We start from the raw sequence: 26,727 nt of genomic DNA, 5'->3' as shown, positions 1-26,727 counted from the left end.
GGTGGGGACCCAGATTCTCCCGCGACCCGACCGGTTGCCGGGGTACGGGAATGGACCGAGCGTCGCCGATCGTGGTGCATTCTCGCCGCCTGCACAAGGGGGTTCGTTACTCGCTAGTAACGGCCCGATAACCGAAGGACGGCTCGTTGGCCTCGGAAAGCGACGCTCGGTCGCGCCATACCCCAGAACAAAGCCGTTGATCCCTGGACAAAACCAGACAGATCAACGGCCCTGATTTACTGCGAGTAACAGGGGTCCCGATTGCCAAGATTTGGCAAAGCGGGGCCACCATGACGGTGCGTCGGCAGATCTTTCACCCGGCCATCACAACCCGCGGCGGTCACCCAGGGTCAGAACGGCCATCTCGGCGACGCTCAGAACAACGCCCGCGCAAGTGCCCGGCGCGCCCCGATCACCCGCGGGTCCTCGGCCCCGACGACCTCGAACAGCTCCAGCAGCCGACGCCGCACCGCATCGCGGTCGTCACCCTGTGTGCGCCGCACGGTCTCGATCAACCGCCCGAAGGCGTCCTCGACATGACCGCCCACCAGGTCAAGATCGGCCGCGGCGATCTGCGCCGCGGGGTCGGCCGGCTTCTCGGCCGCGTCCTTGCGCACCTGCTGCGGATCCATGCCCTGGACCCGCTGGAGCAGCTCGGCCTGGGCGAGGCCCAGCATGGCCTCGGGGTGCGTCGGGTCGTCGGCCAGCACGTTCTTGTACGCCTGGACGGCGCCGCCCAGGTCACCCGCGTCCAGCGCCTGCGCGGCGGCGTTCAGCGCGGCCTCGTACGGCCCCGCCGGCGCCTCGGCCTGCCCGGCGTCGCCCGGCTGGGCGTCCGGGTCGACGGTCAGGCCGGTCAGCCCGAACCGCTGCTCGGCGACCTGCACCAGCTGGTCCAGGGTCTGGCGGATCTGCTGTTCGCCGGCGGCACCCTGGAAGAGCGGCAGGGCCTGACCCGCGACGACGGCGAACACGGCCGGGATGCCCTGCACCCCGAACTGCTGCATCAGCAGCTGGTTGGCGTCAACGTCGATCTTGGCGAGGAGGATGCGCCCGTTGTACTCGACGGCCAGCCGCTCCAGGACCGGGCTCAGCTGCTTGCAGGGCTGACACCACTCGGCCCAGAAGTCGATGACGACGGGTACTTCGGCGGAGCGCTGGATGACATCCCGCTCGAACCCTGCCTCATCGACGTCGATCACGAGATCGGCCGGGGAGACGGCCCCCGTCCCGCCCTGGCGGGCGGCTTCGGCGCGCGTCTGCTCGGCCTTGGCCTTGGCCTCCTGGGCCGCCTTCACCGCGGCGAGGTCGACGACGCCGCTCATGGACATGTTCCGTGGCTGCATGTGCCTATCCTCCCCCGTTCCCGCGCATGAATGAAAAAGGCCGGTGACGGCGCCGGGTCCCCACCCCACGCCGATGGTCGAAGCTCGTGAACGTCCATCACGAGCTTTCGCTACGACTCGTAGCGTAATGCCACCGGGACCGGGCGCGACACCACTCCCCGGTGATCTCCCTCACGGCCGCACAGATTCCGCCAGTTATGGTCTTGGGATGCAGAACCGCACCTCCACCGGCCGCACAGGACGCCCGCGCAGCGCCGCCGCGGACACCGCGATCCTGGCCGCCACGCGGGAGGCGCTGGTCGAACTGGGCTGGTCGAAGCTCACCCTCGGAGATGTGGCCACGCGGGCCGGGGTTGCGAAGACGACGCTGTACCGCCGCTGGGCGGGCAAGAACGAGCTGGTGGTCGACGCGGTGGCGGAACTGTTCGACGAACTCGAACTCCCCGACCGCGGCAGCCTCGCCGCCGACATAGAGGGCGTGGTCCTCCAGTTCGCGGCCATCCTGGCCCGCCCGGAGGCGAAGAGCGGCCTCATGGCCGTGGTGGCGGAGTCGACCCGGGACGACGCCCTGCGCGAACGCATCCGCGACTCCATCGTGGACCGCCAGAAGCGGCTGGTCCTGGAGGGCCGCGCGCGGGCCCAGCAGCGCGGCGAACTCCCCCAGGAACCGGACCCGTGCGAGGCCGACCGCACGGTGGACCTGATCTTCGACATGGTGGCGGGCGCAGTGGTCCACCGCACCCTGGTGAGCGGAAAACCCGCGGACGAGGAATGGGTGCGCGACCTCACGCGGGTACTACTGCTGGGCCTCGCTTCACAGCCGACGGATTCGGGATGGGGGTCCCCCCGCGCGAGCGAAGTCGAGCGTGGGGGAGGGTGGGCATAGGTCCGGGGGTCCAGGGGGCGGAGCCCCCTGGTACGCCCATCACAGCACCGGCTCAGAACCCGGCCGGCTCCGTGTAAACACCCCACTCGTCCCGCAGCACCCCACAGATCTCACCCAACGTGGCTTCGGCACGCACCGCATCCAGCATCGGCTCGATCATGTTGGCACCCGAGCGCGCAGCACCCAGCATCGCGTCCAACGCGGAGCGCACCGCCGCCTCGTCCCGCGCCGCCTTGCGCTCACCGAGGATGCGGACCTGCTCCCGCTCCACCTCGTGGCTGACCCGCAGGATCTCCAGATCCCCGGTGACAGAGCCCGTGTGGACGTTGACGCCGACGACCCGCTTCTCGTCCTTCTCCAGCGCCTGCTGGTACCGGAAGGCGGACTCCGCGATCTCCCCGGTGAACCACCCGTCCTCGATCCCGCGCAGGATCCCGGAGGTGATCGGCCCGATCGGGTGCTGCCCGTCCGGGTGCGCCCTCAGGCCCCGCTCCTTGATCTGGTCGAAGATCTTCTCCGCGTCGGCCTCGATACGGTCCGTCAGCTGCTCGATGTACCACGAACCGCCCAGCGGGTCGGCCACGTTGGCGACCCCGGTCTCCTCCATCAGCACCTGCTGCGTGCGCAGGGCGATCTCGGCGGCCTGCTCGCTCGGCAGCGCGAGGGTCTCGTCCAGGGCGTTGGTGTGCAGCGAGTTGGTCCCGCCGAGCACGGCGGCCAGCGCCTCCACGGCCGTACGGACCACGTTGTTGTACGGCTGCTGAGCGGTCAGCGAGACACCGGCGGTCTGCGTGTGGAAGCGCAGCCACTGCGCCTTCTCGCTCTTCGCGCCGTACACGTCCCGCATCCAGCGCGCCCAGATACGGCGCGCCGCACGGAACTTGGCGATCTCCTCGAAGAAGTCGACGTGCGCGTCGAAGAAGAAGCTGAGCCCCGGCGCGAACACGTCCACGTCCAGCCCGCGCGAGAGCCCCAGCTCCACGTACCCGAACCCGTCGGCGAGCGTGTACGCCAGCTCCTGCGCGGCCGTCGCCCCCGCCTCACGGATGTGGTAGCCGGACACGGACAGCGGCTTGTACGCGGGGATGCCCGCCGCGCAGTACTCCATCAGGTCGCCGATGAGCCGCAGATGGGGCTCGGGCTGGAAGAGCCACTCCTTCTGAGCGATGTACTCCTTGAAGATGTCGGTCTGGAGCGTGCCGTTGAGCACCCCCGGATCGACACCCTGCCGCTCGGCGGCGACGAGGTACATGCAGAAGACGGGTACGGCCGGCCCGCTGATCGTCATCGACGTCGTGACGTCACCGAGCGGGATGTCCTTGAACAGGACCTCCATGTCGGCGGCCGAGTCGATGGCGACCCCGCAGTGCCCGACCTCGCCGAGCGAGCGCTGATCGTCCGAGTCCCGCCCCATGAGCGTCGGCATGTCGAAGGCCACGGACAGGCCCCCGCCGCCGGCGGCGAGGATCATCTTGTACCGCTCGTTGGTCTGCTCGGCGTTGCCGAACCCGGCGAACTGCCGGATCGTCCAGGTGCGGCCGCGGTAGCCGGTCGGATGGAGGCCGCGCGTGAAGGGGTACTCCCCGGGCCAGCCGATCCGCTCGAAGCCCTCGTATGTGTCCCCCGGTCGGGGACCGTACACCGGCTCCACGGGATCGCCGGAGAGCGTGGTGAAGTCCGCGTCGCGCTTGCGGGCAGAGTCGTAGCGGGCCTGCCAGCGGCGGCGGCCCTCCTCGATGGCGTCAGGGTGCATGGTTCAAATTTACTTGGACGTCCTAGTAAATGTCGATGGCAGACGGCCGTACGGATGGCGTACGGCGGCGGAACCATGCCTTACGAGTGCGAAATCCCGGCCTCCGCGACGGCGGAAGCCAGGCTTGCGAGACGGAAGGAACTAGACCTTCGCGACGGCCGGGGCCTGGTCGGCGACCCTGGCCTCCAGCTCGCGGCTGACCTTCCGCTCGACGAAGAAGGCGGCGGTCGGAATCGTCCCCGCCAGCAGCACCCACAGCTGCTTGCCGACCGGCCACTTCGCCTTGGCGCCGAGGTCGAAGGCGAAGACCAGGTAGACGACGTACAGCCAGCCGTGCGCGATACCGATGAAGGTGGTGAACTTTTCCGCGCCGTCGAGGTGCAGCCCGTACTTCGCGATCACGCCCAGGGTCAGGAGAACCAGAAGCACGCCGGTGATGTAGGCCATGGCGCGGTAGCGGGTCAGCACGCTTTTCTTCATGCCGACGAGCGTAACGGGCGGTTCCGGGAGATCTTGCCCCGGGTCACTCCTCTTCGAAATCGCCCGCCGCGATGCGCAGGGGCCTGAGCATCGCGAAGATCTCCCGGCACTCCTCCGCGTCGTACGCGCCGAGGCCGAAGTCCATGGCCATGAGGTCGCGGGTGGCCGCCTCGACCACCTCGCGGCCCTTGTCGGTGATGACGGCGAGGGTGCCGCGGCCGTCGTTGGGGTTGGGGCGCCTGGCCACCAGGCCGGACTTCACCAGGCGGTCCACGGTGTTCGTCACGGACGTGGGATGCACCATCAGCCGCTCGCCGATCTTGGACATCGGCAGCGCACCGGCCTTCGAGAAGGTGAGGAGCACCAGAGCCTCGTACCGCGCGAACGTCAGCCCGTAGGGCTTGACCACCGCGTCCACCTCGGCGAGCAGAATCTGGTGTGCCCGCATGATCGAGGTGATCGCGCCCATGGACGGCACGTTTCCCCAGCGCTGCTTCCACAGTGCGTCGGCGCGGGCGATGGGATCGAAGGGAAGGCTGAGAGGCTTCGGCACGTCGTCAAACCCTACCGGCCGGTCAGATTGCGAGCAGCCCCGTCTCGGCTTTCGGTCGACCGGGCCTCGAACGCGAGCGCGCAGCAGCTCAGCGCCCCCAGGACGCCGGCCCCCACGACCGCCGTACGCACCCCCGTGACCTCGGCCGCCACCCCGGCCAGCGCCATGCCCACGCCCTGCACGGTCATCAGGCCCGCGCTCAGCACGGTCATGGCGCGCCCGCGCAGCTCCTCCGGCACCGCCCGCACGAACCACTGGTCCAGGCCCAGCGTGTACGCCGAGCCCGCCCCGGACAGCAGCAGAAGCAGCAGGGAGAGCGGGAGCCCCGGGCGCAGGGCGTAGCCGGCGTACGGCAGGAGGCTCAGGCAGACCAGGGGCAGCACGATCCGTTCCCGCGCCGCGGGCCGCAGCCGGGCCCCGGCGTACAGCTCGCCGGCCACGGTGCCGACCGGCAGCGCGCACATCAGCAGGCCGAGGCCGCCGGAACCGGCGCCGAGCGCGTCGGCGTAGGGCGCGGCGAGCGCCTCGGGGACGACCGAGAACATCGCCGGGATCCAGAAGAGGAGGAGCAGGACGCGGACGCGGCGGTCGGCGAGGAGGGCTCCGGGACCTGCGGGCGGGGCGCCGGCGGGCCTGGTGCGGGCGGGGCGGCGGCAGGTGCCGAGGCGCAGCAGCGCGGCCGAGGCGAGGAAGGTGCCGACGGTGATCAGCAGCGCGTGGCGGGGGCTGACGGCGGTGAGCAGCAGGCCGCCGAGGCCGTAGCCGACGAGCAGGGTGCTCTGGGCGACGATCCGCAGCAGGGAGCGGCCGAGGACGAACAGGTCACCGTCGCCGAGCACGTCGGCGAGGGTGGCCATGCGGGTGCCCGCGAACACCGGGGCGACGACGGCGAGGCAGCAGCGCAGCGCGAGCAGGGTGGCGGTGCCGGTGCCGGGGGCGGTCATCAGCGCGACGCAGCCCGCGCACACCAGGTCGCAGGTCACCAGCACCCGCCGGGCCGGGAAGCGGTCGGCGACCGGGGCGAGCAGGATGCCGCCGACGGCGTACGGCAGGAAGCCGACCGCGAAGGTGAGGGCGCTGAGCAGGGGTGAGCGGGTGAGGTCGTAGACGAGGACGGACAGCGCGAGCTCGCTGACGATCACGCCGAGCATGGACAGCAGGTGGGCGGCGAAGACGGCCCGGAACTCGGGCACGGCGAACACGCGGGCGTACCCGGCGCGGGCGGGCGCCGGGGTCTGGGGCGGTGCGGACATGCGGGGCAGCGTGCCTGCGGGAGGGCGGGGGGCCGTAGAGTTTCGGCTCCAGCCGAATGTTCGGATCCACGGTCGGAGGACCCGGAGGTGACCATGCCCTCGCTGCTGCACTTCGGCGAGGACGACTTCCTGCGCTGCCGGTTCGCCGTCTCGCCGCTGTGGGAGACGCAGGAGGCGGTGCGCACCCTGAAGCGGCCGGACCGGCACGGCTACCACGTGCCGTGGCTGCGCCGGATCCGTACGGCGGCGGCCGGGCTCGACCTCGCGCCGCTGTGGCTGCTGATGCCGCGGCGGGGCCACTCGCCGGACTGGCTGGGGGCGCCGCCGATCGGGCCCGCGGCCACGTTCGAGGAGGAGCTCGCGGCCGTACGGGCGGCGGACCCGGAGGCGGCCCGCGAGGACACCGCCCGCTCGCTCGCCTGCACCCCGGGCGCGCTGGAGTCACCGCGTGGCCGGGCGTGGCTGGCGGATCCCGCGCGGATGGTGCGGGAGCTGGCGGACGCGATGGCGGAGGCCTGGCGGGTGCTGGTCGAGCCGGACTGGCCACGGCTGCGGGCGCTGCTGGAGGCGGACGTGGCCTTCCACTCGCGGCGGCTGGCGGAGGTCGGGCTCGGCGCTCTGCTGCCGGAGCTCGACGCACGGCTGTCCTGGAACGGCCGGACGCTGACGCACACGTACCACGGCGAGTACACCCGGGATCTCGACGGCCAGGGCCTGGTGCTGATGCCGAGCGTGTTCTCCTGGCCCGACGTCATCTCGGGCTTCGACCCGCCGTGGCAGCCCACCGTCGTCTACCCCGCCCGGGGCATCTGCGGCCTGTGGACGGAGCCTGCCGAGCGCGCCCCCGAGGCGCTGGTACGACTGCTGGGGCGGAACCGGGCGGCCGTGCTGGCCGCGCTGGACGAACCCGCGTCCACCAGCACGCTCGCCCACCGGCTGCGGCTCGCCCCGTCCTCGGTGTCGGCGCAGCTGGGGGTCCTGCGGGACGCGGGACTGCTGATCTCCCGGCGGTACGGGCACCAGGTGCTGTACGAGCGGACACCGCTGGGGCTGGCGCTGGCGTCGGGCGGCTGAGCCGCGCGTCAGCTCCGCTTTCTTCTGCGGCTCAGGTGGCGGTGGACGGCGCGCTGGGCGACGGGGCCGAGTTCGTCGAGGGCGGTGACGAGTTCGCCGAGTTGCTCCAGGGTGTCCAGGGCCGCGTGGGCGCCCCGCTCGTCGACGCCCTCGTACAGCTCGATGCCGACGAAGGAGGCGGCGACCGCGCGGGCCAGTCCGGCCGGGTCGGTGAAGGCGCCGAAGGGGGTCGCCGTGAGCACGCGGGTGAGCACCTGCTCGATCTCGGCGATCCAGAGGTCGAGGCCGGCGACCGTGGCGGGGCCCAGGGCCGCGTGGGTCGGGACCCCGGCCAGGAGCTGGCCGAGCAGGGCCATGTTGCCGCCCGCGCGTTCCCGCGCGTGGATCTCGCGGCCGACGGCGAGGAGTTCGGAGAAGGTGGCCACGGCGGCGAGCCGGGGGCGGTACTGCGCGACGGTCTTCTCGGCGCCGTAGCGGCAGGCGGCGGCGAGGAGTTCGTCCACAGATCCGAAGTGGTAGAAGACCAGGGCCTGGTTGACCCCGGCCGCCGCCGCGACGGTACGGGCCGAGCTCTTGGCGATGCCCTGCTCGGAGAGCGTGCGCAGGGCGCCCTCCAGCAGCTTGGTCTTCGTCTCCTGGGACTTGTCCGGCTCCGGGGTCATCCGTACTTCTCCAGGGTGCGCAGGACACGGGGCGCACGGGTCTGGGTGGCCGGGGCGCGCAGGCAGCGGCGGGCGGCCGGGGTGGACTCCAGCGGGCTCTTGAACAGGGCGACGCAGCCGGCGGTGAGGAGCAGCAGCGGGCACAGGAAGGCCACGGTGTCCGCGAGCGGGCCGAAGAGGCGCAGGGCGGACTCCAGGCCGAGGCCGGTCAGGCACAGGGTGAGCACGAGTGCGCGGACGGCCAGCTCGGTCAGCCAGTTGACCAGGGCCCGCTCGGGGGTGATGCCCCTTTCCAGCCACAGCCGCAGCCGGTCGAAGGACCAGGCGGTGGCCCAGCCCAGCAGCGGTCTCAACACCAGCCGGTCGGCGACGGCGCCGAAGGCGCCCCAGCGGATGCGGTAGTTGCAGCCGGTGTAGAAGCGGACACCGTTGTCGTCGGGCACGTACCGCCAGTAGCCGCTGCCCTTGGCGATCGGGGAGAGCGGGTGCGGGCAGGCGAAGCGCAGGGCGGAGGTGCGGCTGCCGTCGGCGCATTCCCGCTCCCCCGCCGCGACTCCGGTGCCGGACACGGTGAAGAACGGCAGGACGCGCGCGACGTACCGGAAGCGCCGCGGCTCGCCCTCCGCGCGCGGGAGGTACTCCATCTCACAGACGCGCAGGTCCCAGCGCCGGTGCGGGACGGGATCCTGGGTGCGCGTCCACAACTCCTCGATGTCGACGCGTATGTGTGTCTCTGCATAGAGACCCATGAGATCCCCCACGTCAGCCTGTTGTTTGAGCGAGCGCTCAAAGCATCTGTGGCCGAAAGTACACCCCTTTGAGCGAGCGCTCAAAAATCCGTGGAAGCCCTACGACACACCAAGCCCCGCCCCGTTCCCATGAGTTGCCGGAAGTGACTCTGCGTCAACGCGCCAGGTGTCTTTCGACCGTCTCCACCTTCGAGGTGAGTCCGTCCTGCACGCCCGGCCGGATGTCGGCCTTCAGGACGAGGGACACGCGCGGGGCGCGCTCCTCGACGGCGGCGACGGCGCGCTTGACGACGTCCATGACCTCGTCCCACTCACCCTCGATCGAGGTGAACATGGCGTCGGTGCGGTTGGGCAGGCCCGACTCCCGGACCACGCGGACGGCGGCGGCGACGTACTCCCCCACGTCCTCGCCGACCCCGAGGGGCGTCACGGAGAAGGCGACGATCATGCGTTGACGATCCCTTCCTTGCGCGCGCGGGCGGCGATGACGGCGGCTTCGGCCTCGTGGCGCAGCTTGCGCTCGGCGAAGAAACCGCCGGTGGGCAGGACGGAGAGGACGAAGTAGAAGGCCGCGGTCTTCAGGCTCCACTTGGTGCGGTTCCAGGCGTCCGCCCAGAAGATGACGTAGAGGATGAAGAGGACACCGTGGACCGCGCCCATGACGGGCACCGCGTCGAAGTCCGTGGTCCGCTTCAGGACCGAGCAGACGAGCAGGACGAGGAAGGACACGGCCTCGGGGGCCGAGATCAGACGGAGGCGGCGGAGGGCGGTGGCGGTCTTGATGTCCACAGGTCACCTTCGGTGGGAGTTGTCTTGGATGGGAGTTGTGACGGCGGTCCTGGCAGTTTGTGAACCCGCGCACAAGCGTTTGCCCCATTGTGGCAAACGGCGCCCCTAGGGGTGCGCTCAGGGTCGCTCTCCACCCATAGGCCCTGTTCCGTCCACCCGCCCGGACGCTACTTTCGCAGCGTGGCGATGTTCCGACTCCAAGGCAGCAAGGTGCTCGCCGTCGACATGACCGGGGACGCCGTGAAGGCGAAGAACGGCTCGATGGTCGCGTACGACGGGCAGATGGCCTTCAAGAAGCTGAGCGGCGGCGGCGAGGGGCTGCGCGGGATGGTGACCCGGCGGCTGACCGGCGAGCAGATGACGGTGATGGAGGTAAAGGGTCATGGGACCTGCTGGTTCGCGGACCGGGCGTCCGAGATAAACCTGGTCAGCCTCCAGGGGGACAAGCTCTACGTCGAGTCGAGCAACCTGCTGGCGACGGACGCGGGCCTCAGGACGGGCACGACCTTCACGGGGCTGCGCGGGGCCTCGCAGGGCAACGGCCTGTTCACGACGACCGTCGAGGGGCACGGCCAGGCGGCCATCATGTCCGACGGGCCGGCGGTCGTGCTCCGGGTCAGCCCGCAGTACCCGCTGATCGTCGACCCGGGCGCGTACATCGCCCACCAGGGGAACGTACGGCAGTCCTTCCAGTCCGGTGTGACCTTCCGCACGCTCCTCGGGGAGGGCGGCGGCGAGGCCTTCCAGATCCGCTTCGAGGGCGACGGGCTGGTCTACGTACAGCCGAGCGAGCGGAACACGATCGCGGGGGATCTGTGACATGGGCTTCAGGGAGATCAACTCCAAGATGGTCGAGGCGACCGTGCTGCCCGGGCAGCGGCTGTTCAGTCAGCGCGGCGCGATGCTCGCGTACAAGGGGGACGTGTCCTTCACGCCCAACCTCCAGGGCGGCCAGGGCGGTCTGATGTCCATGATCGGTCGGCGGATGGCCGGCGAGGCGACCCCGCTGATGACCGTCGAGGGCAGCGGCACGGTCTTCTTCGGGCACGGCGGCCACCACGTGCACGTCATAGGCCTCACCGGCGACACCCTGTACGTCGAGGCCGACCGGCTGCTCGCCTTCGAGGGCACGCTCCGGCAGGGCACGATGTTCATGGGCTCGCAGGGCGGGGTCATGGGCCTGGTCCGCGGCCAGGTCACCGGGCAGGGGCTGTTCACCACCACCCTCCAGGGCCACGGCTCGGTGGCCGTGATGGCGCACGGCGGTGTCTTCGAGGTCCCGATCACCCCGCAGCGCCCGGTCCACGTCGACCCGCAGGCGTACGTCGCCCACCACGGCGACGTCCGCAACAAGCTGTCCACCGCGCTCGGCTGGCGCGACATGGTCGGCCGCGGCTCCGGCGAGGCCTTCCAGCTGGAGCTGAGCGGCAGCGGCACGGTGTACGTCCAGGCCTCGGAGGAGAAGCTGTGAGCGCGTACGGAGCCCCCGGCGGCCCGGTGGTGTACGACCCGATGACGCTGCCCGCCGACGACAACGTGAACAAGTACACGTTCTGCGTGGAGTTGAAGAGCGGCCAGTGGTTCCTGCAGAAGGGGAAGATGATCGCCTACTACGGGGCGATCGAGTTCAACGGCATCGGGCACGGGCGACTTGACCGGCTTGTCCGCACGTCGTTCCATTCGCCACTGCACGCAAGCGACTGGGTCGTCGCCGAGGGTTCGGGGAAGATGCTGCTGGCCGACCGGGCCTTCGACGTCAACTCGTATGACCTGGACGACGGGAACTTGACCATTCGCGCGGGCAATCTGCTCGCTTTTCAGCCAAGTCTCGCGCTCAAGCAATCGATCGTGCCGGGTTTTCTGACCCTTATCGGAACCGGCAAGTTCGTCGCCGCATCTAACGGTCCGGTGGTGTTCGTGGAACCTCCGATCCGGGTCGACCCGCAGGCGCTCGTCGGGTGGGCCGACTGCCCGTCACCGTGCCATCACTACGACCACGGGTACCTGACGGGCGTATGGGGCGGTCTACGTGCGATGACGGGCCTCGGCGGGGCTTCCGGGGAGGAGCACCAGTTCGAGTTCGTGGGAGCCGGGACGGTCCTGCTGCAGTCGACGGAGACCCTCATGGCCGGGCAGGCCACGGGGTCGGTTCCGTCCGAACCGGGGGTGCCCGGCGGTGGCGGTGCGGGATCGACCGGACACGGTCCGCAATCGCCCGGCCTACCGCGCCTTCCCGGACAGCTGGGAGACCTCCAGCATCGCTTCGGGCTGTGAGCGGTAGTCTGCGGAGTGTGACATCGAACGCGTGCGCACAGTCACACCATCCGAAGTAGTACGCCATTCAACTTCTTAGGTAGACTTCATTCATGGAGACCGAGACGGCCACGCCCTGGCTGACCGATGCGGAGCAGTGCGCCTGGCGCACACACCTGGAGGTCAACATGTTGTTGACCTACCAGCTCGAAAAGGATCTGCAGCCGTTCGGACTGACAATGAACGACTACGAGATCCTTGTGAACCTGTCCGAGTCCGAGGACGAACGGATGCGGATGAGCGACCTCGCCTCCGCCACGCTGCAGTCCAAGAGCCGGCTCTCGCACCAGATCACGCGCATGGAGAACGCGAACCTGGTACGCCGTGAGAACTGCGAGTCCGACCGACGCGGACTGTACGCCGTGCTGACCGAGCACGGCATGGAGACGATGAACAAGGTGGCCCCCCACCACGTGGCCTCCGTACGGCGGCACTTCATCGACCTGCTGTCGCCCGAGGCGCTGCACGAACTGGACAAGGCCCTGAAGCCTATCGCCGAGCACCTGAGGGCCCAGCGCGGACGCCCCTGAGCCACGGGGGTGTCTTCTGGATCCTTTGCCGACCTGATCCAGCAGGCACCCCCCGGCCGGCGGCCGACGAGTCGAGCCCGTGGCAGCTCGCGGAAGTTGAGCCTGCCGGCTCTCCGTCAGCTCTCCGTCAGGCTCGCCACGAGTTCGTCCGCCGCCCGGTACGGGTCCAGTTCGCCGGCGACGATACGTTCCGCCAGGGCACCCAGGTGGCGGTCGCCGTGCAGGTCGCCGATGCGTTCGCGCAGCGCCGTGACCGCGATCGTCTCCACCTCGCGCGAGGCGCGGGCCAGACGGCGCTCGGCGAGGACCCCCCGCTCCTCCATCCAGGCCCGGTGCTTCTCCAGGGCCTCCACGACCTCGTCGACGCCCTCGGCGCGGGCCGCGACCGTCTTGACGATCGGCGGGCGCCAGTCGCCGGGACCGCGGGCCTCGCCCAGGCCCAGCATGTGGTTCAGTTCGCGGGCCGTGGCGTCGGCGCCGTCCCGGTCGGCCTTGTTGACGACGTAGACGTCGCCGATCTCCAGGATTCCGGCCTTCGCCGCCTGGATGCCGTCGCCCATGCCGGGGGCGAGCAGGACCACGCTCGTGTCCGCCTGGGAGGCGATCTCCACCTCCGACTGTCCCACGCCGACCGTCTCGACGAGGATCACGTCGCAGCCCGCCGCGTCCAGGACGCGGATCGCCTGCGGGGCGGCCCAGGCCAGACCGCCGAGGTGGCCTCGCGTGGCCATCGAGCGGATGTAGACACCGGGGTCGGAGGCGTGGTCCGACATCCGGACCCGGTCTCCGAGCAGGGCGCCGCCCGAGAACGGGGACGACGGGTCGACGGCCAGGACGCCGACCCGCTTGCCCTGCTTGCGGTACGCCGTGACGAGCGCGGAGGTGGAGGTCGACTTGCCCACGCCGGGCGAGCCGGTCAGGCCCACCACGTACGCATTGCCGGTCAGCGGCGCGAGCGCCGCCATGACCTCCCTGAGCTGCGGGGACGCCCCCTCCACCAGGGAGATCAGCCGGGCCACGGCCCGCGGCCGGCCTTCCCTGGCCTGGGCCACCAGAGAGGAGACGTCCTGCATCAAACAGCTCCGTTCACTACACAGACGTACAGGGGAACTCGGGCAGGGACCTCAGCCCTTGGGCACACGCACGATGAGCGCGTCACCCTGGCCGCCGCCACCGCACAGCGCGGCGGCGCCGACGCCGCCACCGCGGCGCTTCAGCTCCAGCGCCAAGTGCAGCACGATCCGGGCGCCGGACATTCCGACGGGGTGGCCGAGAGCGATGGCGCCGCCGTTGACGTTCACCCTTTCCGTGGACACTCCGAGGTCCTTCATTGACTGCACCGCGACCGCGGCGAAGGCCTCGTTGATCTCGATGAGGTCGAGGTCCTCGGCGCCCAGGCCCTCCTTCTTGAGGGCGTGCAGGATCGCGTTGGACGGCTGCGACTGCAGCGAGCTGTCCGGGCCGGCCACGTTGCCGTGCGCGCCGATCTCGGCGAGCCACTCCAGGCCCAGCTCCTCGGCCTTGGCCTTGCTCATCACGACCACGGCCGCAGCGCCGTCGGAGATCTGCGAGGAGGTGCCGGCCGTGATCGTGCCGTCCTTGGTGAACGCCGGGCGCAGCTTGCCCAGGGACTCCACGGTGGTGTCGGCGCGGATGCCCTCGTCCTTGCTGAACAGGACGGGCTCGCCCTTGCGCTGCGGGATCTCGACCGGGGTGATCTCGGCCTCGAAGACGCCGTTCTTCTGCGCGGCGGCGGCCCGCTGGTGGGACAGGGCGGCGATCTCGTCCTGCTCGGCGCGGCCGATGCCGAGGCGCGTGTTGTGCTTCTCGGTGGACTCGCCCATGGGGATGTTCGCCCACGGGTCGGTCAGGGCGTCGTAGGCCATCGCGTCGAGCATCTCGATCGCGCCGTACTTGAAGCCCTCGCGGGACTTCGGCAGCAGGTGCGGGGCGTTGGTCATGGACTCCTGGCCGCCCGCGACGACGATGTCGAACTCACCGGCGCGGATCAGCTGGTCGGCCAGGGCGATCGCGTCCAGGCCGGACAGGCACACCTTGTTGATGGTGAGCGCCGGGACGCTCATGGGGATGCCGGCCTTGACGGCGGCCTGGCGGGCCGGGATCTGGCCGGCGCCGGCCTGGATCACCTGGCCCATGATCACGTACTGCACCTGGTCGCCACCGATCCCCGCACGGTCGAGGGCGGCCTTGATCGCGAAGCCGCCGAGGTCGGCTCCGGAGAAGGACTTCAGCGAGCCCAGCAGCCGCCCCATGGGCGTCCGCGCGCCCGCGACGATCACCGAGCTGGTCGTTCCAGAAGACATGAGGTGCGATCCCCTTCCAGCTGCAAAAGAGCCGAGGAGTGAACGAGGGTTTACTTCGAATGTACTGAGTGGCACTCCGTGCCGTCATCGGCCCGTAGGTGTGATCGCGCGCACGTTGCGTAACCACCACATCAGCGCTGCACTGAATCCATGCTGACGCGAATCGACCACATCGGGATCGCCTGCCGCGACCTCGACGCCACCATCGAGTTCTACAAGGCCACGTACGGCTTCGAGGTGTTCCACACCGAGGTCAACGAGGAACAGGGCGTGCGCGAGGCCATGCTCAAGATCAACGAGACGTCCGACGGCGGCGCCTCCTACCTGCAGCTGCTGGAGCCGACCCGCGAGGACTCCGCGGTCGGCAAGTGGCTCGCGAAGAACGGCGAGGGCGTCCACCACATCGCATTCGGTACGGCGGATGTGGACGGCGACTCCGAGCAGATCCGCGAAAAGGGCGTACGCGTCCTGTACGACGAGCCGCGGACCGGCTCCATGGGGTCGCGGATCACCTTCCTGCACCCCAAGGACTGTCATGGCGTACTGACAGAACTGGTCACTTCGGCCCCTGTTGAGTCCCCTGAGCACTGACCCCCGTACATAAGGGCCGGTAGGGTTGGGGGCGGTCGCCCTCGCAAGCCCGGGTGACCGCATGCCGGGGTCCGGGTTTCGGGGGACGAGGGTCGGGCAGCAGCCCGCGCTCCGCCGTCGATCTGACACCATTCCCCGGGGGCCCCGTTCGGCGGATGGACGAGGCTCGTTGGAGAAGCTGACCAGGGGACGGATGGGACCGCGCAGTGCGGGGCTACGAGAGCCAGGAGCGAGAGCCGGCGGCTGACGTCGACCACCTCTCTCGGTTCGAGGCCGAGATGAAGCGGCTGAGGACCGAGCGGGAAAAGGCGATTCAGCACGCCGAGGACCTCGGCTACCAGGTCGAGGTGCTGCGCGCCAAGCTGCACGAGGCGCGCCGCACTCTCATGACCCGGCCCGCCTACGACGGCGGCGACATCGGCTATCAGGCCGAACAATTGCTCCGTAATGCCCAGATCCAGGCCGAACAGCTGCGCCAGGACGCCGAGCGGGAGCTGAGCCAGGTCCGCGCGCAGACCCAGCGCATCCTCCAGGAGCACGCCGAGCAGGCCGCCCGGCTCCAGGCCGAGCTGCACCAGGAGGCGGTGACCCGGCGCCAGCAGCTGGACCAGGAGCTGGCCGAGCGCAGGTCCACGGTCGAGTCGCACGTCAACGAGAACGTGGCGTGGGCGGAGCAGCTGCGCTCGCGCTCCGAGCAGCAGGCCCGCCGGCTGCTGGAGGAGTCCCGTGCCGAGGCCGAACAGGCCATGGCCGCCGCCCGCGCGGAGGCCGAGCGGCTGACCCGGGAGGCCCGGGAGCGGCTGCAGAACGACGGCGAGGCCGCCCGCGCGGAGGCCGAGCAGTTGCTGCGCCGCGCCCGCGCGGACGCCGAGCGCCTGCTGAACGCCGCCTCCACCCAGGCGCAGGAGGCCACCGACCACGCCGAGCAGCTGCGCACCTCCACCGCGAGCGAGTCGGACGCCACGCGCCGGCAGGCGGCCGAGCTGGGCCGGGCCGCCGAGGAGCGGATGGCCGCGGCCGAGGAGGCGCTGCGCAAGGCGCAGACCGAGGCCGAGAAGCTGGTCACCGAGGCCAAGGAGGCCGCGGGCAAGACCCTCGCGAGCGCCGAGGCCGCCGGCGAGGCCCGCACGCGAACCGCCAAGGAGCAGGTCGCCCGGCTGGTCGGCGAGGCCACCAAGGAGGCCGAGACCACCCGGGCCGAGGCCGAGCAGCTGCTCGCCGATGCGCGTACCGAGGCCGAGAAGGTCCTGACCGAGGCCGCCGAGAAGGCCCGTTCCGTCACGGCCGAGGAGGCCGCCTCCCAGCTGTCCAAGGCGGCGAAGACCGCCGAGGACGTGCTCAACAAGGCGTCGGAGGACGCCCAGAAGACCACCAGGGCCGCCGCCGAGGAGGCCGAGCGGATCCGCTCGGAGGCCGAGGCCGAGGCGGACCGGCTGCGCGCCGAGGCGCACGACATCGCCGAGCAGCTCAAGGGCGCGGCGAAGGACGACACCAAGGAGTACCGCGCCAAGACGGTCGAGCTGCAGGAGGAGGCCCGCCGGCTGCGCGGCGAGGCCGAGCAGCTGCGCGCCGACGCGGTCGCCGAGGGCGAGTCCATCCGCGCCGAGGCCCGCCGCGAGGCGGTGGCGCAGATCGAGGCGGCGGCCAAGTCCGCCGAGGAGCTGCTGGCCAAGGCCAAGGCGGACGCCGACGAGCTGCGCAAGACCGCGACGACGGACAGCGAGAAGGTCCGCACCGAGGCCATCGAGCGGGCGACGGCCCTGCGCCGGCAGGCCGAGGAGACCCTGGAGCGCACCCGCGCCGAGGTCGAGCAGCAGCGCGCGGAGGCCGCCGAGCAGGCCGAGGCCGTCAGGACCGACGCCGAGAACGCGGCGCGCGAGCTGCGCGAGGAGACCGAGCGGTCCGTCGAGGCCCGCCGCGCCGAGGCCGCCGGGGAGCTGACCCGGCTCCAGACGGAGGCGCAGGAGCGGCTGGAGGCGGCCGAGCAGGCGCTCACGGACGCCCGCGAGGAGGCCGCCCGGATCCGTCGCGAGGCCGCTGAGGAGGCCGAGCGGCAGCGCGCCGAGGCCGCCGAGCGGATCCGTACGCTCCAGCAGCAGGCCGCTGAGGAGGCCGAACGGCTGCGCACCGAGGCCGCGTCCGACGCGTCCGCCTCCCGGGCCGAGGGCGAGGCCGTCGCCGTACGGCTGCGCACCGATGCAGCCACGGAGGCCGAGCGGCTGAAGGCCGAGGCGCAGGAGACCGCCGACCGGGTCCGCGCCGAGGCGCAGGCCGCGGCGGAGCGGCTGGGCACCGAGGCGTCGGAGACGCTGGCCGCCGCGCAGGAGGAGGCCGCCCGGCGCCGCCGCGAGGCCGAGGAACTGCTGGGCTCGGCCCGCGAGGAGGCCGACCAGGAGCGCGAACGGGCCCGCGAGCAGAGCGAGGAGCTGCTGGCGTCCGCGCGCAAGCGGGTGGAGGAGGCGCAGACCGAGGCGGTCCGGCTGGTCGAGGAGGCCGACCGGCGCGCCACCGAGATGGTCTCCGCCGCCGAGCAGCACGCGCAGCAGGTGCGGGAGTCCGTGTCCGGGCTGCACGAGCAGGCGCAGGAGGAGATCGCCGGACTGCGCTCGGCCGCCGAGCACGCGGCGGACCGTACCCGCCGGGAGGCCGAGGAGGAGGCGGACCGGGTCCGCACCGACGCCTATGCCGAGCGGGAGCGGGCGAGCGAGGACGCCTCGCGCGTGAGGCGCGAGGCGAACGAGGAGGCGGAGGCCGCCAAGGCGCTGGCCGAGCGCACGGTGGTGGAGGCGCTCGCGGAGGCCGAGCGGCTGCGCGCGGACGCGTCCGAGTACGCCCAGCGGATGCGCACGGAGGCGGCGGACGCGCGTGCCGAGGCCGACCAGGCGGCGTCCCGCACCCGGGCGGACGCCCGCGAGGACGCCAACCGGATCCGCTCGGACGCGGCGACCCAGGCGGACACCCTCATCACCGAGGCCCGCAACGAGGCCGAACGCCTCCAGACGGAGACGATTGCGGAGGCCGAGCGGGTGGGTGCCGAGGCGCTGGCGAACGCCGAGCAGCTCCTCGCGGACGCCGCCGGCGAGGCCGAGCGGCTGCGCGCCGAGGCCGAAGAGGCGGTCGGCTCCGCGCGGCAGCACGCCGAGCGGCTGCGGGCGGACGCCGAGCAGCTCACGGCGGACGCGGAGGCGGCGGCCGAGCGGCTCGTCAACTCCTCCCGCAAGGAGGCCGAGCGCACCCTGGACGAGGCCCGCAAGGAGGCCAACAAGCGGCGTTCGGAGGCGGCCGAGCAGGTCGACACGCTCATCACGGAGACCACGGCCGAGGTGGACAAGCTGCTCGCCGAGGCGCAGGAGCAGGCGCTGAAGACGACGGCGGACGCCGAGTCGCAGGCCGACACCATGGTGGGCGCGGCCCGCAGCGAGGCCGAGCGGATCATCTCCGAGGCGACCGTCGAGGGCAACTCGCGGGTGGAGCAGGCCCGTACGGACGCGGACGAGCTGCTCGTCGGCACCCGCCGGGACGCGACCGCCATAAGGGAGCGCGCGGAGGAGCTGCGCGACCGGATCACCAGCGAGGTCGAGGAGCTGCACGAGCGGGCCCGCCGCGAGGTCGCCGAGACGATGAAGTCCACCGGCGAACGCTGCGACGCGCTCATCAAGGCCGCCGAGGAGCAGCTGGCCGAGGCGCAGGCGAAGGCCAAGGAGATCCGCTCCGACGCCGACTCGGAGGCGGGCAAGGTGCGCATCGCCGCCGTGAAGAAGGCGGAGGGGCTGCTCAAGGAGGCCGAGCAGAAGAAGGCCAAGCTCATCAAGGAAGCCGAGGAGCTGAAGGCCGAAGCGGTCCGCGAGGCACTGCGCACGGTCGAGGAGGGCAAGCGCGAACTGGAAATCCTGGTGCGCCGGCGCGAGGACATCAACGCCGAGATCTCCCGGGTCCAGGACGTCCTGGAGGCGCTGGAGTCCTTCGAGGCGCCGGTGGCCGGCAAGGACGGCGGCGTCAAGGCCGGTGCGAGCGTCGGCGCCCCCCGATCGGGTGGCAAGTCGTCAGACGGCTAGCGTGCGCGAGGGTTTCGGTGTGTTCTGGGGGCTTTGCCCAGATCCTTGGCAAGCCATCCGGACCTCGGCCACCCAAAAGAGGTGTCATTTTCCAGATCAAACACGTATCCGCTCGGTGACACACCGCTTCGGCCCCTAGGATTCCATCTATCACCTCACCGGTCTCTTTCGACAGGAACCCCATGAGCGACACTTCCCCCTACGGCTTCGAGCTTGTGCGGCGTGGGTACGACCGCGCTCAGGTGGACGAACGGATCTCCAAGCTCGTCTCCGACCGTGACAGCGCTCTCGCCCGCATCACTGCCCTGGAGAAGCGGATCGAGGAGCTGCACCTCGAAACGCAGAACGCCCAGACTCAGGTCACCGACGCCGAGCCGTCGTACGCCGGTCTCGGCGCGCGCGTCGAGAAGATCCTTCGCCTGGCCGAGGAAGAGGCGAAGGACCTGCGTGACGAGGCCCGGCGCGCGTCCGAGCAGCACCGCGAACTCGCCGAGTCGGCGGCCCAGCAGATCCGCAACGACGCCGAGTCGTTCGCCGCGGAGCGCAAGGCCAAGGCGGAGGACGAGGGCGTCCGGATCGTCGAGAAGGCCAAGAGCGAGGCCTCCCAGCTGCGCTCCGAGGCGCAGAAGGACGCTCAGTCCAAGCGCGAGGAGGCGGACGCCCTCTTCGAGGAGACCCGCGCCAAGGCCGCGCAGGCCGCCGCCGACTTCGAGACGAACCTGGCCAAGCGCCGCGAGCAGTCCGAGCGCGACCTGGCCTCGCGTCAGGCCAAGGCCGAGAAGCGCCTCGCGGAGATCGAGCACCGCGCGGAGCAGCTGCGCCTGGAGGCGGAGAAGCTGCGCACCGACGCCGAGCGCCGTGCCCGCCAGACGGTGGAGACGGCCCAGCGCCAGGCCGAGGACATCGTGGCCGACGCCAACGCCAAGGCCGACCGCATCCGCTCGGAATCCGAGCGCGAGCTGGCGGCGCTCACCAACCGCCGCGACAGCATCAACGCCCAGCTGACGAACGTCCGCGAGATGCTCGCCACGCTGACCGGCGCTGCGGTCGCCGCGGCCGGCACCCCGGCCGAGGACGAGCCGGTCTCCCGCGGGGTTCCGGCGCAGCAGTCCCGGTAACGCTCCGGCGCAGCCTCACTGAACGAGCCGAAGCCTCCTGCCACTCCGGTGGCAGGGGGCTTCGTGCCGTCTTAGCGTGGCCGCATGATCGAGCTGGCGGGGCTGACCAAGCGGTACGGGGAGAAAGTCGCGGTGGACCACCTCACCTTCACCGTCAGGCCCGGCATCGTCACCGGGTTCCTCGGGCCCAACGGTGCCGGGAAGTCCACCACCATGCGGATGATCCTCGGGCTCGATCACCCCACCGCCGGCGATGTGCGCATCGACGGGCGCCACTACGACCAGCTCAAGGACCCGCTGACGTACATCGGCGCCCTGCTGGACGCCAAGGCCGTGCACGGCGGGCGCAGCGCCTACAACCATCTGCTGTGCCTCGCGCAGAGCAACGGGATCCCCGATCGGCGGGTGGCGGAGGTGCTGGACGCCGTCGGGCTCACCGCCGTGGCGAGGAAGAAGGCCAAGGGGTTCTCGTACGGCATGGGGCAGCGGCTCGGGATCGCCGCCGCGCTGCTCGGCGATCCGCGGATCCTGATGTTCGACGAGCCGGTCAACGGGCTGGACCCCGAGGGCATCCACTGGATCCGGCACCTGATGAAATCGCTGGCCGCGCAGGGGCGGACGGTGTTCGTGTCGAGCCATCTGATGAGCGAGATGGCGCTGACCGCCGACCATCTGGTCGTCATCGGCCAGGGGCGGCTGCTCGCGGACACCTCCATGGCCGACTTCATCCGGCAGAACGCGCGCTCCTACGTCCGCATCCACACCCCGCAGCGCGAGCGGCTGCTGGACGTGCTGCACCAGGCCGGGATCACGGTCGTGGAGGCGGGCGGCAGCGCGCTGGAGGTGGAGGGCGGCAAGGCCGCGGCGATCATCGGGGAGCTGGCCGCGCAGTACGGGATCGTGCTGCACGAGCTGAGCCCGCAGCAGGCCTCGCTGGAGGAGGCGTTCATGCAGCTGACGGCGGAGTCCGTGGAGTACCACGCCCACACCGGCCCGGGCCCCGCCCCGCAGGACTGGGGCGCCGACTGGAAGAAGGGGGTGTGACCATGGCGGCCGTCCAGGTCATCCGCTCCGAGTGGACGAAGATCCGGTCGGTGGCCTCCACCGTGTGGACGCTGTCCCTGGCCGTGGTGGTCACCATCGCGCTCGGCATGCTCATCTCCGCCCTGTCGCGAAGTCAGTTCGACTCCATGCCCGCGCGGGACCGGCTGTTCTTCGACCCCACCTTCGTCAGCTTCGCGGGCATGACCCTGGGCCAGCTCGCCATGATCGTGTTCGGGGTGCTCGTCGTCTCGAACGAGTACAGCACCGGCATGATCCGCACCTCGCTGGCCGCCGTGCCGCAGCGCGGCACCTTCCTCTTCAGCAAGATCGCGGTGGCGACCGCGCTCGCACTGGCCGTCGGCATGGCCACCAGCTTCGCCGCGTTCTTCCTCGGCCAGGCGATGCTCGGCCCGCACCAAGCCCACATCGGCGATACGGGTGTGCTGCGCGCGGTGGTCGGCGGCGGGCTCTACATGACCCTGATCGCGGCGTTCTCCATGGGCATGGCCGCGATGCTGCGCTCCCCCATGCTGTCGCTCGGCATCCTGATGCCGTTCTTCTTCCTGATCTCCAACATCCTCGGCAACGTCTCGGCGACCAAGAAGATCGGCCGCTACCTGCCCGACCAGGCCGGCAGCCGGATCATGCAGGTGGTGCCGCGGCTCGGCGACGACACGCCCTACGGCCCCTGGGGCGGGCTCGGGATCATGGTGCTGTGGGTGATCGCGGCGATCGCGGGCGGGTACGTCCTGCTGAAGCGGCGGGATGCCCAATGAGGCGAGCCCGGACGCCCGGTGAGCCGATTCGTTACGGCTGACGATGCTCTGGCTTTACTTTCTCTTGGGCGGAACCGTCAGCGCCCGGATATCCTCCTAACCCTTACGGGGGCGTGTGCCCCGCTGTCCTGAACCTTTCGATGGGTGCGGAGCATGATCGAGGCTGTCGGCCTGACCAAGCGCTACGGCGACAAGACCGCCGTGTACAACCTTTCCTTCCAGGTGCGGCCCGGCGCCGTGACCGGCTTTCTCGGGCCGAACGGCTCGGGCAAGTCCACCACCATGCGGATGATCCTCGGACTGGACAACCCGACGTCCGGCACGGTGACCATCGGCGGCTACCCGTACCGCAAGCTGCCCAACGCCCCTCGCCAGGTCGGCGCGCTGCTCGACGCCAAGGCCGTGCACGGCGGCCGGGCCGCCCGCAACCACCTGCTGAGCCTCGCCCAGCTCTCGGGCATCCCGGCCCGCCGGGTGGACGAGGTGCTCGGGGTCGTCGGCCTCCAGGGCGTGGCGAAGAAGCGCTCCAAGGGCTTCTCGCTCGGCATGGGCCAGCGCCTCGGCATCGCCGCCGCGCTGCTCGGCGACCCCCAGGTGCTGCTCTTCGACGAGCCGGTCAACGGGCTCGACCCCGAGGGCATCCTCTGGGTCCGCAACCTGATGAAGGCGCTCGCCGCCGAGGGCCGTACGGTCTTCGTCTCCTCCCATCTGATGAGCGAGATGGCGCTGACCGCCGACCACCTCATCGTGATCGGGCGCGGACAGCTGCTCGCCGACATGAGCGTGAGCGACTTCATCTCGGCCAACTCCGCCGACTTCGCACGGGTCCGCACCCCCGACACCGAGCCCCAGCTCCGCGAGAAGCTGACCTCCGCGCTCACCGGGGCCGGTGGCCATGTGCTGCCCGAGCAGGACGGCGCGCTGCGCGTCACCGGGCTGCCGCTGCCCCGCATCAGCGACCTCGCGCACGAGGCGGACGTACGGCTGTGGGAGCTGTCGCCGCATCAGGCCTCGCTGGAGGAGGCGTACATGCGGATGACGCAGGGCGCCGTCGACTACCGCTCGACGGTCGACCAGAAGGCGGGCCTCCAGCAGCCGCTGCCGCCCGGCGCCCAGCCGCCCATGCCGGTGCCCGGCCAGGGCCAGCCGGGCTGGTACGCCCCGCCGCCGCCCCAGCAGGGCGGCCAGCCGTTCGCGCCACCGGCCCCGGGCCCGTACGGCGGTGCGCCCGCGGGCGCGTACGGCGCTCCCGGCGCCCCGGCCCCGAACCCGTACGCCCCGCCGGCACAGCAGGCCCCGCAGGCCCCGCAGCAGCCGCAGGGCCAGCCTCAGGCGGCGGCCCCCGCTGCTCCCCCGGCGCCGGCGATGCCCTCGGCCCCGCCCGCCGCCGCACCGGCAGCCCCCGCCGCACCCTCCGCTCCCGCCGCACCCACGACCCAGCACGAGGACGCCCGATGAGCACCCACCAGCCCCCGATGCCACAGGCCCCCGTAGCGCCCGACTGGCAGGCGGCGCCCGGCGGGGCGCAGTACCCCGGATACACGTCGCCGATCCCGGTCGTACGCACCCGCCTGGGTCATGCGCTGGCCTCCGAGTGGACGAAGATCAAGTCGGTGCGCTCCACGATGTGGACGCTCGGCGTGTTCGTGCTGCTCGTCGTCGGCATCGGCCTGCTGGCCGGTGCCGTGGCGAGCAACTCCTCCTCGCAAATGGGCCCCGACGACAACCGGCTGTCCCTCGGCTTCTTCGGCCTGCTGCTCGGCAGCATGTGCATCATCACGCTCGGCGTGCTGACCACGGCCTCCGAGTACGGCACCGGCATGATCCGTACGACGATGACCGCGTGCCCGAGCCGGGGCCGGGTCCTGGCCGCCAAGGCGATCGTGTTCTTCTCCGTCGCCTTCGTGGTGACGCTGGCCGCCGTCTCCTTCGTGGCGATGGTGCAGGCGTCCATGCTGCAGGGGCACGGCGGGCACACCCCGTCCGGTGGGGAATGGCTGAAGGGCACGGTCGGCATCAGCCTCTACATCGCGCTGCTCGGGCTGCTCTCGCTGCTCGTCGGTTCGATCATCCGGCATTCTGCGGGCGCCATCACCCTCATGATCGGCGCGGTGCTCGCGCCGCTGGTGATCGCGCTGTTCATGTTCGCGTCCTCGCTGGAGAGCGTGCGCGAGAAGCTGTTCGAGTACTCCATCCCGAGCCAGCTGAGCGCCTTCTACGACAACTCCCTGACCCAGTCGGGCGGCCCGACGGGCTGGGACCCACTGTGGATCATCCTGGTCGTGACCGCGGCGACGTACGCGGGCGCGTACGCGCTGTTGCAGAGCCGGGACGTGTAAGTCCCTCAGAACCTCGGCGAGTTACGGGACCGCTGCACCCGCGTGGTGCGGCGGTCCTTCGCGTTCCAGCAGGCCTTGTGCCAGTGCCGGCGGTCGTCCACGCCCGCGTGCTCCGGCCAGGCCACCACGTGCGGAACGCCGGAGGGGATCACCTGGTCGCAGCCCGGGCAGCGGTACGTCTTGCCCTGCGCGCTCGCCCCGGCGACATGGCGCACGCTCCAGTCCTCGCCCTGCCAGTTCTCCGTGGACTGCCAGCCGCCGTACCGGCCGGCGCTGTCGTCCTCGGCGCTCCGGCCCGACGATCCGGCTGCCTTCGGTCGGTTGCGACGCGGGGACACAGAACACCTCTCGGGGCTATACAGGAAGCACGGGCTTCATCCAGCGTACGCCGCGCCGACCGGGGTACGCGTAGGGAACCAACCCACACAAGTCCCCCTCCAGAGCGTCCGATTCTGCAGACAATCCGCAAATTACCCCGCCAGGCCGTGTCCTCGGCACGTGTCCCCCGGTTATGCGGGGCGGGGGAGCTCCGGGTCGGGGCCGAGGAATCAGGAAAAGCGATGCGTGTAGGAAGTTTTGTGCTGGCGGCCCAGTTCCCGGGCCAGGGACCGGGGGAGGCCCTGCACCGGGCGGTCCGCTCGGCGGAGGTCTCCGAGGAGGCCGGGCTCGACACAGTGTGGCTGGCCGAGCACCACTTCGTGCCGTACGGCACATGCCCGTCCGCGGTCACCCTGGCCGCGCTGCTGCTCGGCCGCACCCGACGCGTCCGGGTAGGTACGGCGGTCAGTGTGCTGCCCACCACGCACCCGGTCGCCCTCGGCGAGCAGGCCGCACTGCTGCACCTGACGAGCGGCGGACGGTTCACGCTGGGCGTCGGGCGCGGCGGGCCCTGGGTGGACCTGGAGGTCTTCGGCGCGGGCCTCGCGGCGTACGAGCGCGGGTTCCCGGAATCACTCGATCTGCTGGTGCGCTGGCTGCGCGAGCCGTCCGTCGCCGCCACAGGCGAGCGGTTCTCCTTCCGCGAGGTGCCCGTCGTACCGCGCCCCTCCGAGGCCCTGACGGAGACGCCCGGACCGGAGGTCGTCGTCGCCTGCACCTCCCCGGCGAGTGTCCGGCTGGCCGCCGAGCGCGGGCTGCCGATGCTGCTCGGCATGCACATCGGGGACGAGGAGAAGGCCGAGATGGTCGCCCTGTGGCAGCGCTGCGCACGCGCGGCGGGCCGACCCGCCGAGGAGCTCGCGGGCGCCGCCCATGTGTCGGCCGGGGTCTGCCAGATCGCGGACCGGCGCACCGACGCGGTGGAGACCCTGCTGAAGGCGATGCCGGGCTGGCTGAAGCAGGGCCTGGACGCGCATGTGACGGTGGACGGCCGGGCGCGCGCGATGCGCGACCCGCTCGCCTACACCGAACTGCTCTGCGGGCTGCACCCGGTGGGCACGCCCCGGCTGTGTGCCGACCGGCTCGCGGCCACGTCGGAGCGCACCGGCATCTCCCGCTTCGCCCTCCTCGTGGAGGGCTCGGGCGACCTGGCGGCGACGGAGGAGAACCTACGGCGGCTGGGCGCCGAGGTGCTGCCGCAGCTGCGCTGAGGGGCTTGCCGCCCCAGTAGTCGATGCACCTCCCCCGGGTGGAGCGGCAAGCGAGCAGCTCATTGGCTCAGCAGTCCCGGAGCTCGGCGTCAGCAGTCCCGAAGCTCCGGAGACTGGTTCAGCAGCTGGGCGCGTACCGAGGTGAAACGGGCCAGCCTCTCGTCGACCGAGGGGTCCAGCGGGAACACCGCCACCCGGTGGCAATTCTGGAAGGCCAGCCGCACACCGAAGTGCCGCTGCAGGGCGCCGCGTATGGCGTCACTCGCCAGCGCTCGCAGCAGCTGACCGCGTGCCTGCTCGTCCGGCGGAGGCGTCTGGTTGTCGGCGAACTCTCCGCCGTCCACCTTCAGCTGGGCCACCAGGGAGCTGATCATCTCCCATGCGTAGGGCAGGGAGGTCCGGACGCAGTCGACGAATGCTGCTTCGTCGACCTCGCCTCGCTCGGCCTGTTCGAGTAGGGCCGGTGAGACGTCGAGCGACATGGGTTCTCCTCTCGCACCCCC

27 protein-coding genes are annotated in these 26,727 nt (G+C 71.1%); 14 read left to right on the top strand and 13 right to left on the bottom strand.

What is annotated here, in order from left to right; all coding sequences use genetic code 11:
- Nucleotides 1-374: 374 nt before the first annotated feature.
- The gene (locus tag ACWD3E_RS37110; RefSeq protein ID WP_451391913.1) at nucleotides 375-1,346 is read right to left on the bottom strand and encodes a tetratricopeptide repeat protein; all 972 of its coding nucleotides are present in this window, start codon (nucleotides 1,344-1,346) and stop codon (nucleotides 375-377) included.
- Nucleotides 1,347-1,554: 208 nt separating this feature from the next.
- Here ACWD3E_RS37110 and ACWD3E_RS37105 point away from each other — a divergent pair, with 208 nt between their 5' ends.
- On the top strand, nucleotides 1,555-2,232 hold the full coding sequence (locus ACWD3E_RS37105) for a TetR/AcrR family transcriptional regulator (protein WP_451391912.1): 678 nt from the start codon (nucleotides 1,555-1,557) through the stop codon (nucleotides 2,230-2,232).
- Between the two features lie 52 nt (nucleotides 2,233-2,284).
- Here the strand turns inward: ACWD3E_RS37105 and ACWD3E_RS37100 are convergent, their stop codons facing one another.
- From ACWD3E_RS37100 to ACWD3E_RS37085, 4 genes are all read right to left on the bottom strand, one after another.
- Nucleotides 2,285-3,985, bottom strand: a complete 1,701-nt coding sequence (locus tag ACWD3E_RS37100; protein ID WP_451391911.1) for an acyl-CoA mutase large subunit family protein — start codon at nucleotides 3,983-3,985, stop codon at nucleotides 2,285-2,287.
- Between the two features lie 141 nt (nucleotides 3,986-4,126).
- A complete protein-coding gene (locus ACWD3E_RS37095) occupies nucleotides 4,127-4,465 on the bottom strand; it encodes a DUF3817 domain-containing protein (RefSeq protein WP_451391910.1) in 339 nt (112 codons plus the stop codon).
- A 43-nt stretch (nucleotides 4,466-4,508) separates the two neighbouring features.
- Complete coding sequence (locus ACWD3E_RS37090) at nucleotides 4,509-5,018, bottom strand: MarR family winged helix-turn-helix transcriptional regulator (RefSeq protein ID WP_451391909.1); 510 nt, start codon at nucleotides 5,016-5,018, stop codon at nucleotides 4,509-4,511.
- A gap of 11 nt (nucleotides 5,019-5,029) precedes the next feature.
- Nucleotides 5,030-6,271: an MFS transporter gene (locus tag ACWD3E_RS37085; protein WP_451391908.1), complete on the bottom strand. Its 1,242-nt coding sequence runs from the start codon at nucleotides 6,269-6,271 to the stop codon at nucleotides 5,030-5,032.
- 93 nt (nucleotides 6,272-6,364) lie between these two features.
- On the opposite strand from ACWD3E_RS37085, the gene ACWD3E_RS37080 reads away from it, so the two are divergent.
- Entirely contained in the window at nucleotides 6,365-7,345 is a 981-nt protein-coding gene (locus ACWD3E_RS37080) for a DUF5937 family protein (protein WP_451391944.1), read from the top strand.
- Between the two features lie 8 nt (nucleotides 7,346-7,353).
- Here the strand turns inward: ACWD3E_RS37080 and ACWD3E_RS37075 are convergent, their stop codons facing one another.
- From ACWD3E_RS37075 to ACWD3E_RS37060, 4 genes are all read right to left on the bottom strand, one after another.
- Nucleotides 7,354-8,007, bottom strand: a complete 654-nt coding sequence (locus tag ACWD3E_RS37075) for a TetR/AcrR family transcriptional regulator (RefSeq protein ID WP_451391907.1) — start codon at nucleotides 8,005-8,007, stop codon at nucleotides 7,354-7,356.
- A complete protein-coding gene (locus tag ACWD3E_RS37070; protein ID WP_451391906.1) occupies nucleotides 8,004-8,756 on the bottom strand; it encodes a hypothetical protein in 753 nt (250 codons plus the stop codon). Before ACWD3E_RS37070 ends, ACWD3E_RS37075 begins: the two co-directional genes overlap by 4 nt.
- 154 nt (nucleotides 8,757-8,910) lie before the next feature.
- A complete protein-coding gene (locus ACWD3E_RS37065; RefSeq protein ID WP_451391905.1) occupies nucleotides 8,911-9,204 on the bottom strand; it encodes an MTH1187 family thiamine-binding protein in 294 nt (97 codons plus the stop codon).
- Entirely contained in the window at nucleotides 9,201-9,545 is a 345-nt protein-coding gene (locus ACWD3E_RS37060; RefSeq protein WP_451391904.1) for a DUF3817 domain-containing protein, read from the bottom strand. Before ACWD3E_RS37060 ends, ACWD3E_RS37065 begins: the two co-directional genes overlap by 4 nt.
- Before the next feature lie 186 nt (nucleotides 9,546-9,731).
- Here ACWD3E_RS37060 and ACWD3E_RS37055 point away from each other — a divergent pair, with 186 nt between their 5' ends.
- From ACWD3E_RS37055 to ACWD3E_RS37040, 4 genes are all read left to right on the top strand, one after another.
- A complete protein-coding gene (locus ACWD3E_RS37055; protein ID WP_451391943.1) occupies nucleotides 9,732-10,364 on the top strand; it encodes an AIM24 family protein in 633 nt (210 codons plus the stop codon).
- A gap of 1 nt (nucleotide 10,365) precedes the next feature.
- Nucleotides 10,366-11,016: an AIM24 family protein gene (locus ACWD3E_RS37050; protein WP_451391903.1), complete on the top strand. Its 651-nt coding sequence runs from the start codon at nucleotides 10,366-10,368 to the stop codon at nucleotides 11,014-11,016.
- A gap of 41 nt (nucleotides 11,017-11,057) precedes the next feature.
- Nucleotides 11,058-11,819, top strand: a complete 762-nt coding sequence (locus ACWD3E_RS37045) for an AIM24 family protein (protein ID WP_451391902.1) — start codon at nucleotides 11,058-11,060, stop codon at nucleotides 11,817-11,819.
- A gap of 92 nt (nucleotides 11,820-11,911) precedes the next feature.
- On the top strand, nucleotides 11,912-12,388 hold the full coding sequence (locus ACWD3E_RS37040; RefSeq protein WP_451391901.1) for a MarR family winged helix-turn-helix transcriptional regulator: 477 nt from the start codon (nucleotides 11,912-11,914) through the stop codon (nucleotides 12,386-12,388).
- Between the two features lie 116 nt (nucleotides 12,389-12,504).
- Here the strand turns inward: ACWD3E_RS37040 and meaB are convergent, their stop codons facing one another.
- Together meaB and ACWD3E_RS37030 are read right to left on the bottom strand one after the other, a co-directional pair.
- A complete protein-coding gene (gene meaB / locus ACWD3E_RS37035; RefSeq protein ID WP_451391900.1) occupies nucleotides 12,505-13,461 on the bottom strand; it encodes a methylmalonyl Co-A mutase-associated GTPase MeaB in 957 nt (318 codons plus the stop codon).
- Between the two features lie 51 nt (nucleotides 13,462-13,512).
- Nucleotides 13,513-14,712, bottom strand: coding sequence for an acetyl-CoA C-acetyltransferase (locus ACWD3E_RS37030; protein ID WP_451391899.1), 1,200 nt, complete (start codon nucleotides 14,710-14,712; stop codon nucleotides 13,513-13,515).
- 150 nt (nucleotides 14,713-14,862) lie between these two features.
- On the opposite strand from ACWD3E_RS37030, the gene mce reads away from it, so the two are divergent.
- From mce to ACWD3E_RS36995, 7 genes are all read left to right on the top strand, one after another.
- Nucleotides 14,863-15,303, top strand: a complete 441-nt coding sequence (mce, locus tag ACWD3E_RS37025) for a methylmalonyl-CoA epimerase (RefSeq protein WP_451391898.1) — start codon at nucleotides 14,863-14,865, stop codon at nucleotides 15,301-15,303.
- A gap of 206 nt (nucleotides 15,304-15,509) precedes the next feature.
- Nucleotides 15,510-19,358, top strand: a complete 3,849-nt coding sequence (gene scy / locus ACWD3E_RS37020) for a polarized growth protein Scy (RefSeq protein WP_451391897.1) — start codon at nucleotides 15,510-15,512, stop codon at nucleotides 19,356-19,358.
- Nucleotides 19,359-19,540: 182 nt separating this feature from the next.
- Nucleotides 19,541-20,476 carry a cellulose-binding protein gene (locus ACWD3E_RS37015; protein WP_451391896.1) on the top strand — a complete coding sequence of 312 codons (936 nt, stop codon included), beginning with the start codon at nucleotides 19,541-19,543 and terminating at the stop codon, nucleotides 20,474-20,476.
- 84 nt (nucleotides 20,477-20,560) lie between these two features.
- The gene (locus ACWD3E_RS37010) at nucleotides 20,561-21,520 is read left to right on the top strand and encodes an ATP-binding cassette domain-containing protein (RefSeq protein WP_451391895.1); all 960 of its coding nucleotides are present in this window, start codon (nucleotides 20,561-20,563) and stop codon (nucleotides 21,518-21,520) included.
- Between the two features lie 2 nt (nucleotides 21,521-21,522).
- Nucleotides 21,523-22,296 carry an ABC transporter permease gene (locus ACWD3E_RS37005; RefSeq protein ID WP_451391942.1) on the top strand — a complete coding sequence of 258 codons (774 nt, stop codon included), beginning with the start codon at nucleotides 21,523-21,525 and terminating at the stop codon, nucleotides 22,294-22,296.
- 153 nt (nucleotides 22,297-22,449) lie between these two features.
- Nucleotides 22,450-23,754 carry an ABC transporter ATP-binding protein gene (locus ACWD3E_RS37000; RefSeq protein WP_451391894.1) on the top strand — a complete coding sequence of 435 codons (1,305 nt, stop codon included), beginning with the start codon at nucleotides 22,450-22,452 and terminating at the stop codon, nucleotides 23,752-23,754.
- Nucleotides 23,751-24,635 (top strand): ABC transporter permease, encoded by an 885-nt coding sequence (locus ACWD3E_RS36995; protein ID WP_451391893.1) that lies wholly within the window; start codon nucleotides 23,751-23,753, stop codon nucleotides 24,633-24,635. Before ACWD3E_RS37000 ends, ACWD3E_RS36995 begins: the two co-directional genes overlap by 4 nt.
- Before the next feature lie 5 nt (nucleotides 24,636-24,640).
- Here the strand turns inward: ACWD3E_RS36995 and ACWD3E_RS36990 are convergent, their stop codons facing one another.
- Nucleotides 24,641-24,973, bottom strand: a complete 333-nt coding sequence (locus tag ACWD3E_RS36990; RefSeq protein WP_451391892.1) for an ATP/GTP-binding protein — start codon at nucleotides 24,971-24,973, stop codon at nucleotides 24,641-24,643.
- Between the two features lie 222 nt (nucleotides 24,974-25,195).
- On the opposite strand from ACWD3E_RS36990, the gene ACWD3E_RS36985 reads away from it, so the two are divergent.
- Nucleotides 25,196-26,224: an LLM class flavin-dependent oxidoreductase gene (locus ACWD3E_RS36985; protein ID WP_451391891.1), complete on the top strand. Its 1,029-nt coding sequence runs from the start codon at nucleotides 25,196-25,198 to the stop codon at nucleotides 26,222-26,224.
- Between the two features lie 89 nt (nucleotides 26,225-26,313).
- Here the strand turns inward: ACWD3E_RS36985 and ACWD3E_RS36980 are convergent, their stop codons facing one another.
- Nucleotides 26,314-26,706, bottom strand: coding sequence for an SCO5389 family protein (locus ACWD3E_RS36980; protein WP_385418850.1), 393 nt, complete (start codon nucleotides 26,704-26,706; stop codon nucleotides 26,314-26,316).
- Nucleotides 26,707-26,727 lie beyond the last annotated feature (21 nt).

The organism is Streptomyces sp. NPDC002676 (assembly GCF_053592455.1).
The sequence above is the reverse complement of the archived record's forward strand: the minus strand, read 5'-3'. Positions and strand labels throughout refer to the sequence as shown.

What these genes read in the sequence shown, in the direction of transcription:
- ACWD3E_RS37110 (WP_451391913.1), bottom strand. Translation starts at nt 1,346, where the DNA reads ATGCAGCCACGGAACATGTCCATGAGCGGCGTCGTCGACCTCGCCGCG.
- ACWD3E_RS37105 (WP_451391912.1), top strand. Translation starts at nt 1,555, where the DNA reads ATGCAGAACCGCACCTCCACCGGCCGCACAGGACGCCCGCGCAGCGCC.
- ACWD3E_RS37100 (WP_451391911.1), bottom strand. Translation starts at nt 3,985, where the DNA reads ATGCACCCTGACGCCATCGAGGAGGGCCGCCGCCGCTGGCAGGCCCGC.
- ACWD3E_RS37095 (WP_451391910.1), bottom strand. Translation starts at nt 4,465, where the DNA reads ATGAAGAAAAGCGTGCTGACCCGCTACCGCGCCATGGCCTACATCACC.
- ACWD3E_RS37085 (WP_451391908.1), bottom strand. Translation starts at nt 6,271, where the DNA reads ATGTCCGCACCGCCCCAGACCCCGGCGCCCGCCCGCGCCGGGTACGCC.
- ACWD3E_RS37080 (WP_451391944.1), top strand. Translation starts at nt 6,365, where the DNA reads ATGCCCTCGCTGCTGCACTTCGGCGAGGACGACTTCCTGCGCTGCCGG.
- ACWD3E_RS37075 (WP_451391907.1), bottom strand. Translation starts at nt 8,007, where the DNA reads ATGACCCCGGAGCCGGACAAGTCCCAGGAGACGAAGACCAAGCTGCTG.
- ACWD3E_RS37070 (WP_451391906.1), bottom strand. Translation starts at nt 8,756, where the DNA reads ATGGGTCTCTATGCAGAGACACACATACGCGTCGACATCGAGGAGTTG.
- ACWD3E_RS37065 (WP_451391905.1), bottom strand. Translation starts at nt 9,204, where the DNA reads ATGATCGTCGCCTTCTCCGTGACGCCCCTCGGGGTCGGCGAGGACGTG.
- ACWD3E_RS37055 (WP_451391943.1), top strand. Translation starts at nt 9,732, where the DNA reads ATGTTCCGACTCCAAGGCAGCAAGGTGCTCGCCGTCGACATGACCGGG.
- ACWD3E_RS37050 (WP_451391903.1), top strand. Translation starts at nt 10,366, where the DNA reads ATGGGCTTCAGGGAGATCAACTCCAAGATGGTCGAGGCGACCGTGCTG.
- ACWD3E_RS37045 (WP_451391902.1), top strand. Translation starts at nt 11,058, where the DNA reads ATGACGCTGCCCGCCGACGACAACGTGAACAAGTACACGTTCTGCGTG.
- ACWD3E_RS37040 (WP_451391901.1), top strand. Translation starts at nt 11,912, where the DNA reads ATGGAGACCGAGACGGCCACGCCCTGGCTGACCGATGCGGAGCAGTGC.
- meaB (WP_451391900.1), bottom strand. Translation starts at nt 13,461, where the DNA reads ATGCAGGACGTCTCCTCTCTGGTGGCCCAGGCCAGGGAAGGCCGGCCG.
- ACWD3E_RS37030 (WP_451391899.1), bottom strand. Translation starts at nt 14,712, where the DNA reads ATGTCTTCTGGAACGACCAGCTCGGTGATCGTCGCGGGCGCGCGGACG.
- mce (WP_451391898.1), top strand. Translation starts at nt 14,863, where the DNA reads ATGCTGACGCGAATCGACCACATCGGGATCGCCTGCCGCGACCTCGAC.
- ACWD3E_RS37015 (WP_451391896.1), top strand. Translation starts at nt 19,541, where the DNA reads ATGAGCGACACTTCCCCCTACGGCTTCGAGCTTGTGCGGCGTGGGTAC.
- ACWD3E_RS37010 (WP_451391895.1), top strand. Translation starts at nt 20,561, where the DNA reads ATGATCGAGCTGGCGGGGCTGACCAAGCGGTACGGGGAGAAAGTCGCG.
- ACWD3E_RS37005 (WP_451391942.1), top strand. Translation starts at nt 21,523, where the DNA reads ATGGCGGCCGTCCAGGTCATCCGCTCCGAGTGGACGAAGATCCGGTCG.
- ACWD3E_RS37000 (WP_451391894.1), top strand. Translation starts at nt 22,450, where the DNA reads ATGATCGAGGCTGTCGGCCTGACCAAGCGCTACGGCGACAAGACCGCC.
- ACWD3E_RS36995 (WP_451391893.1), top strand. Translation starts at nt 23,751, where the DNA reads ATGAGCACCCACCAGCCCCCGATGCCACAGGCCCCCGTAGCGCCCGAC.
- ACWD3E_RS36985 (WP_451391891.1), top strand. Translation starts at nt 25,196, where the DNA reads ATGCGTGTAGGAAGTTTTGTGCTGGCGGCCCAGTTCCCGGGCCAGGGA.
- ACWD3E_RS36980 (WP_385418850.1), bottom strand. Translation starts at nt 26,706, where the DNA reads ATGTCGCTCGACGTCTCACCGGCCCTACTCGAACAGGCCGAGCGAGGC.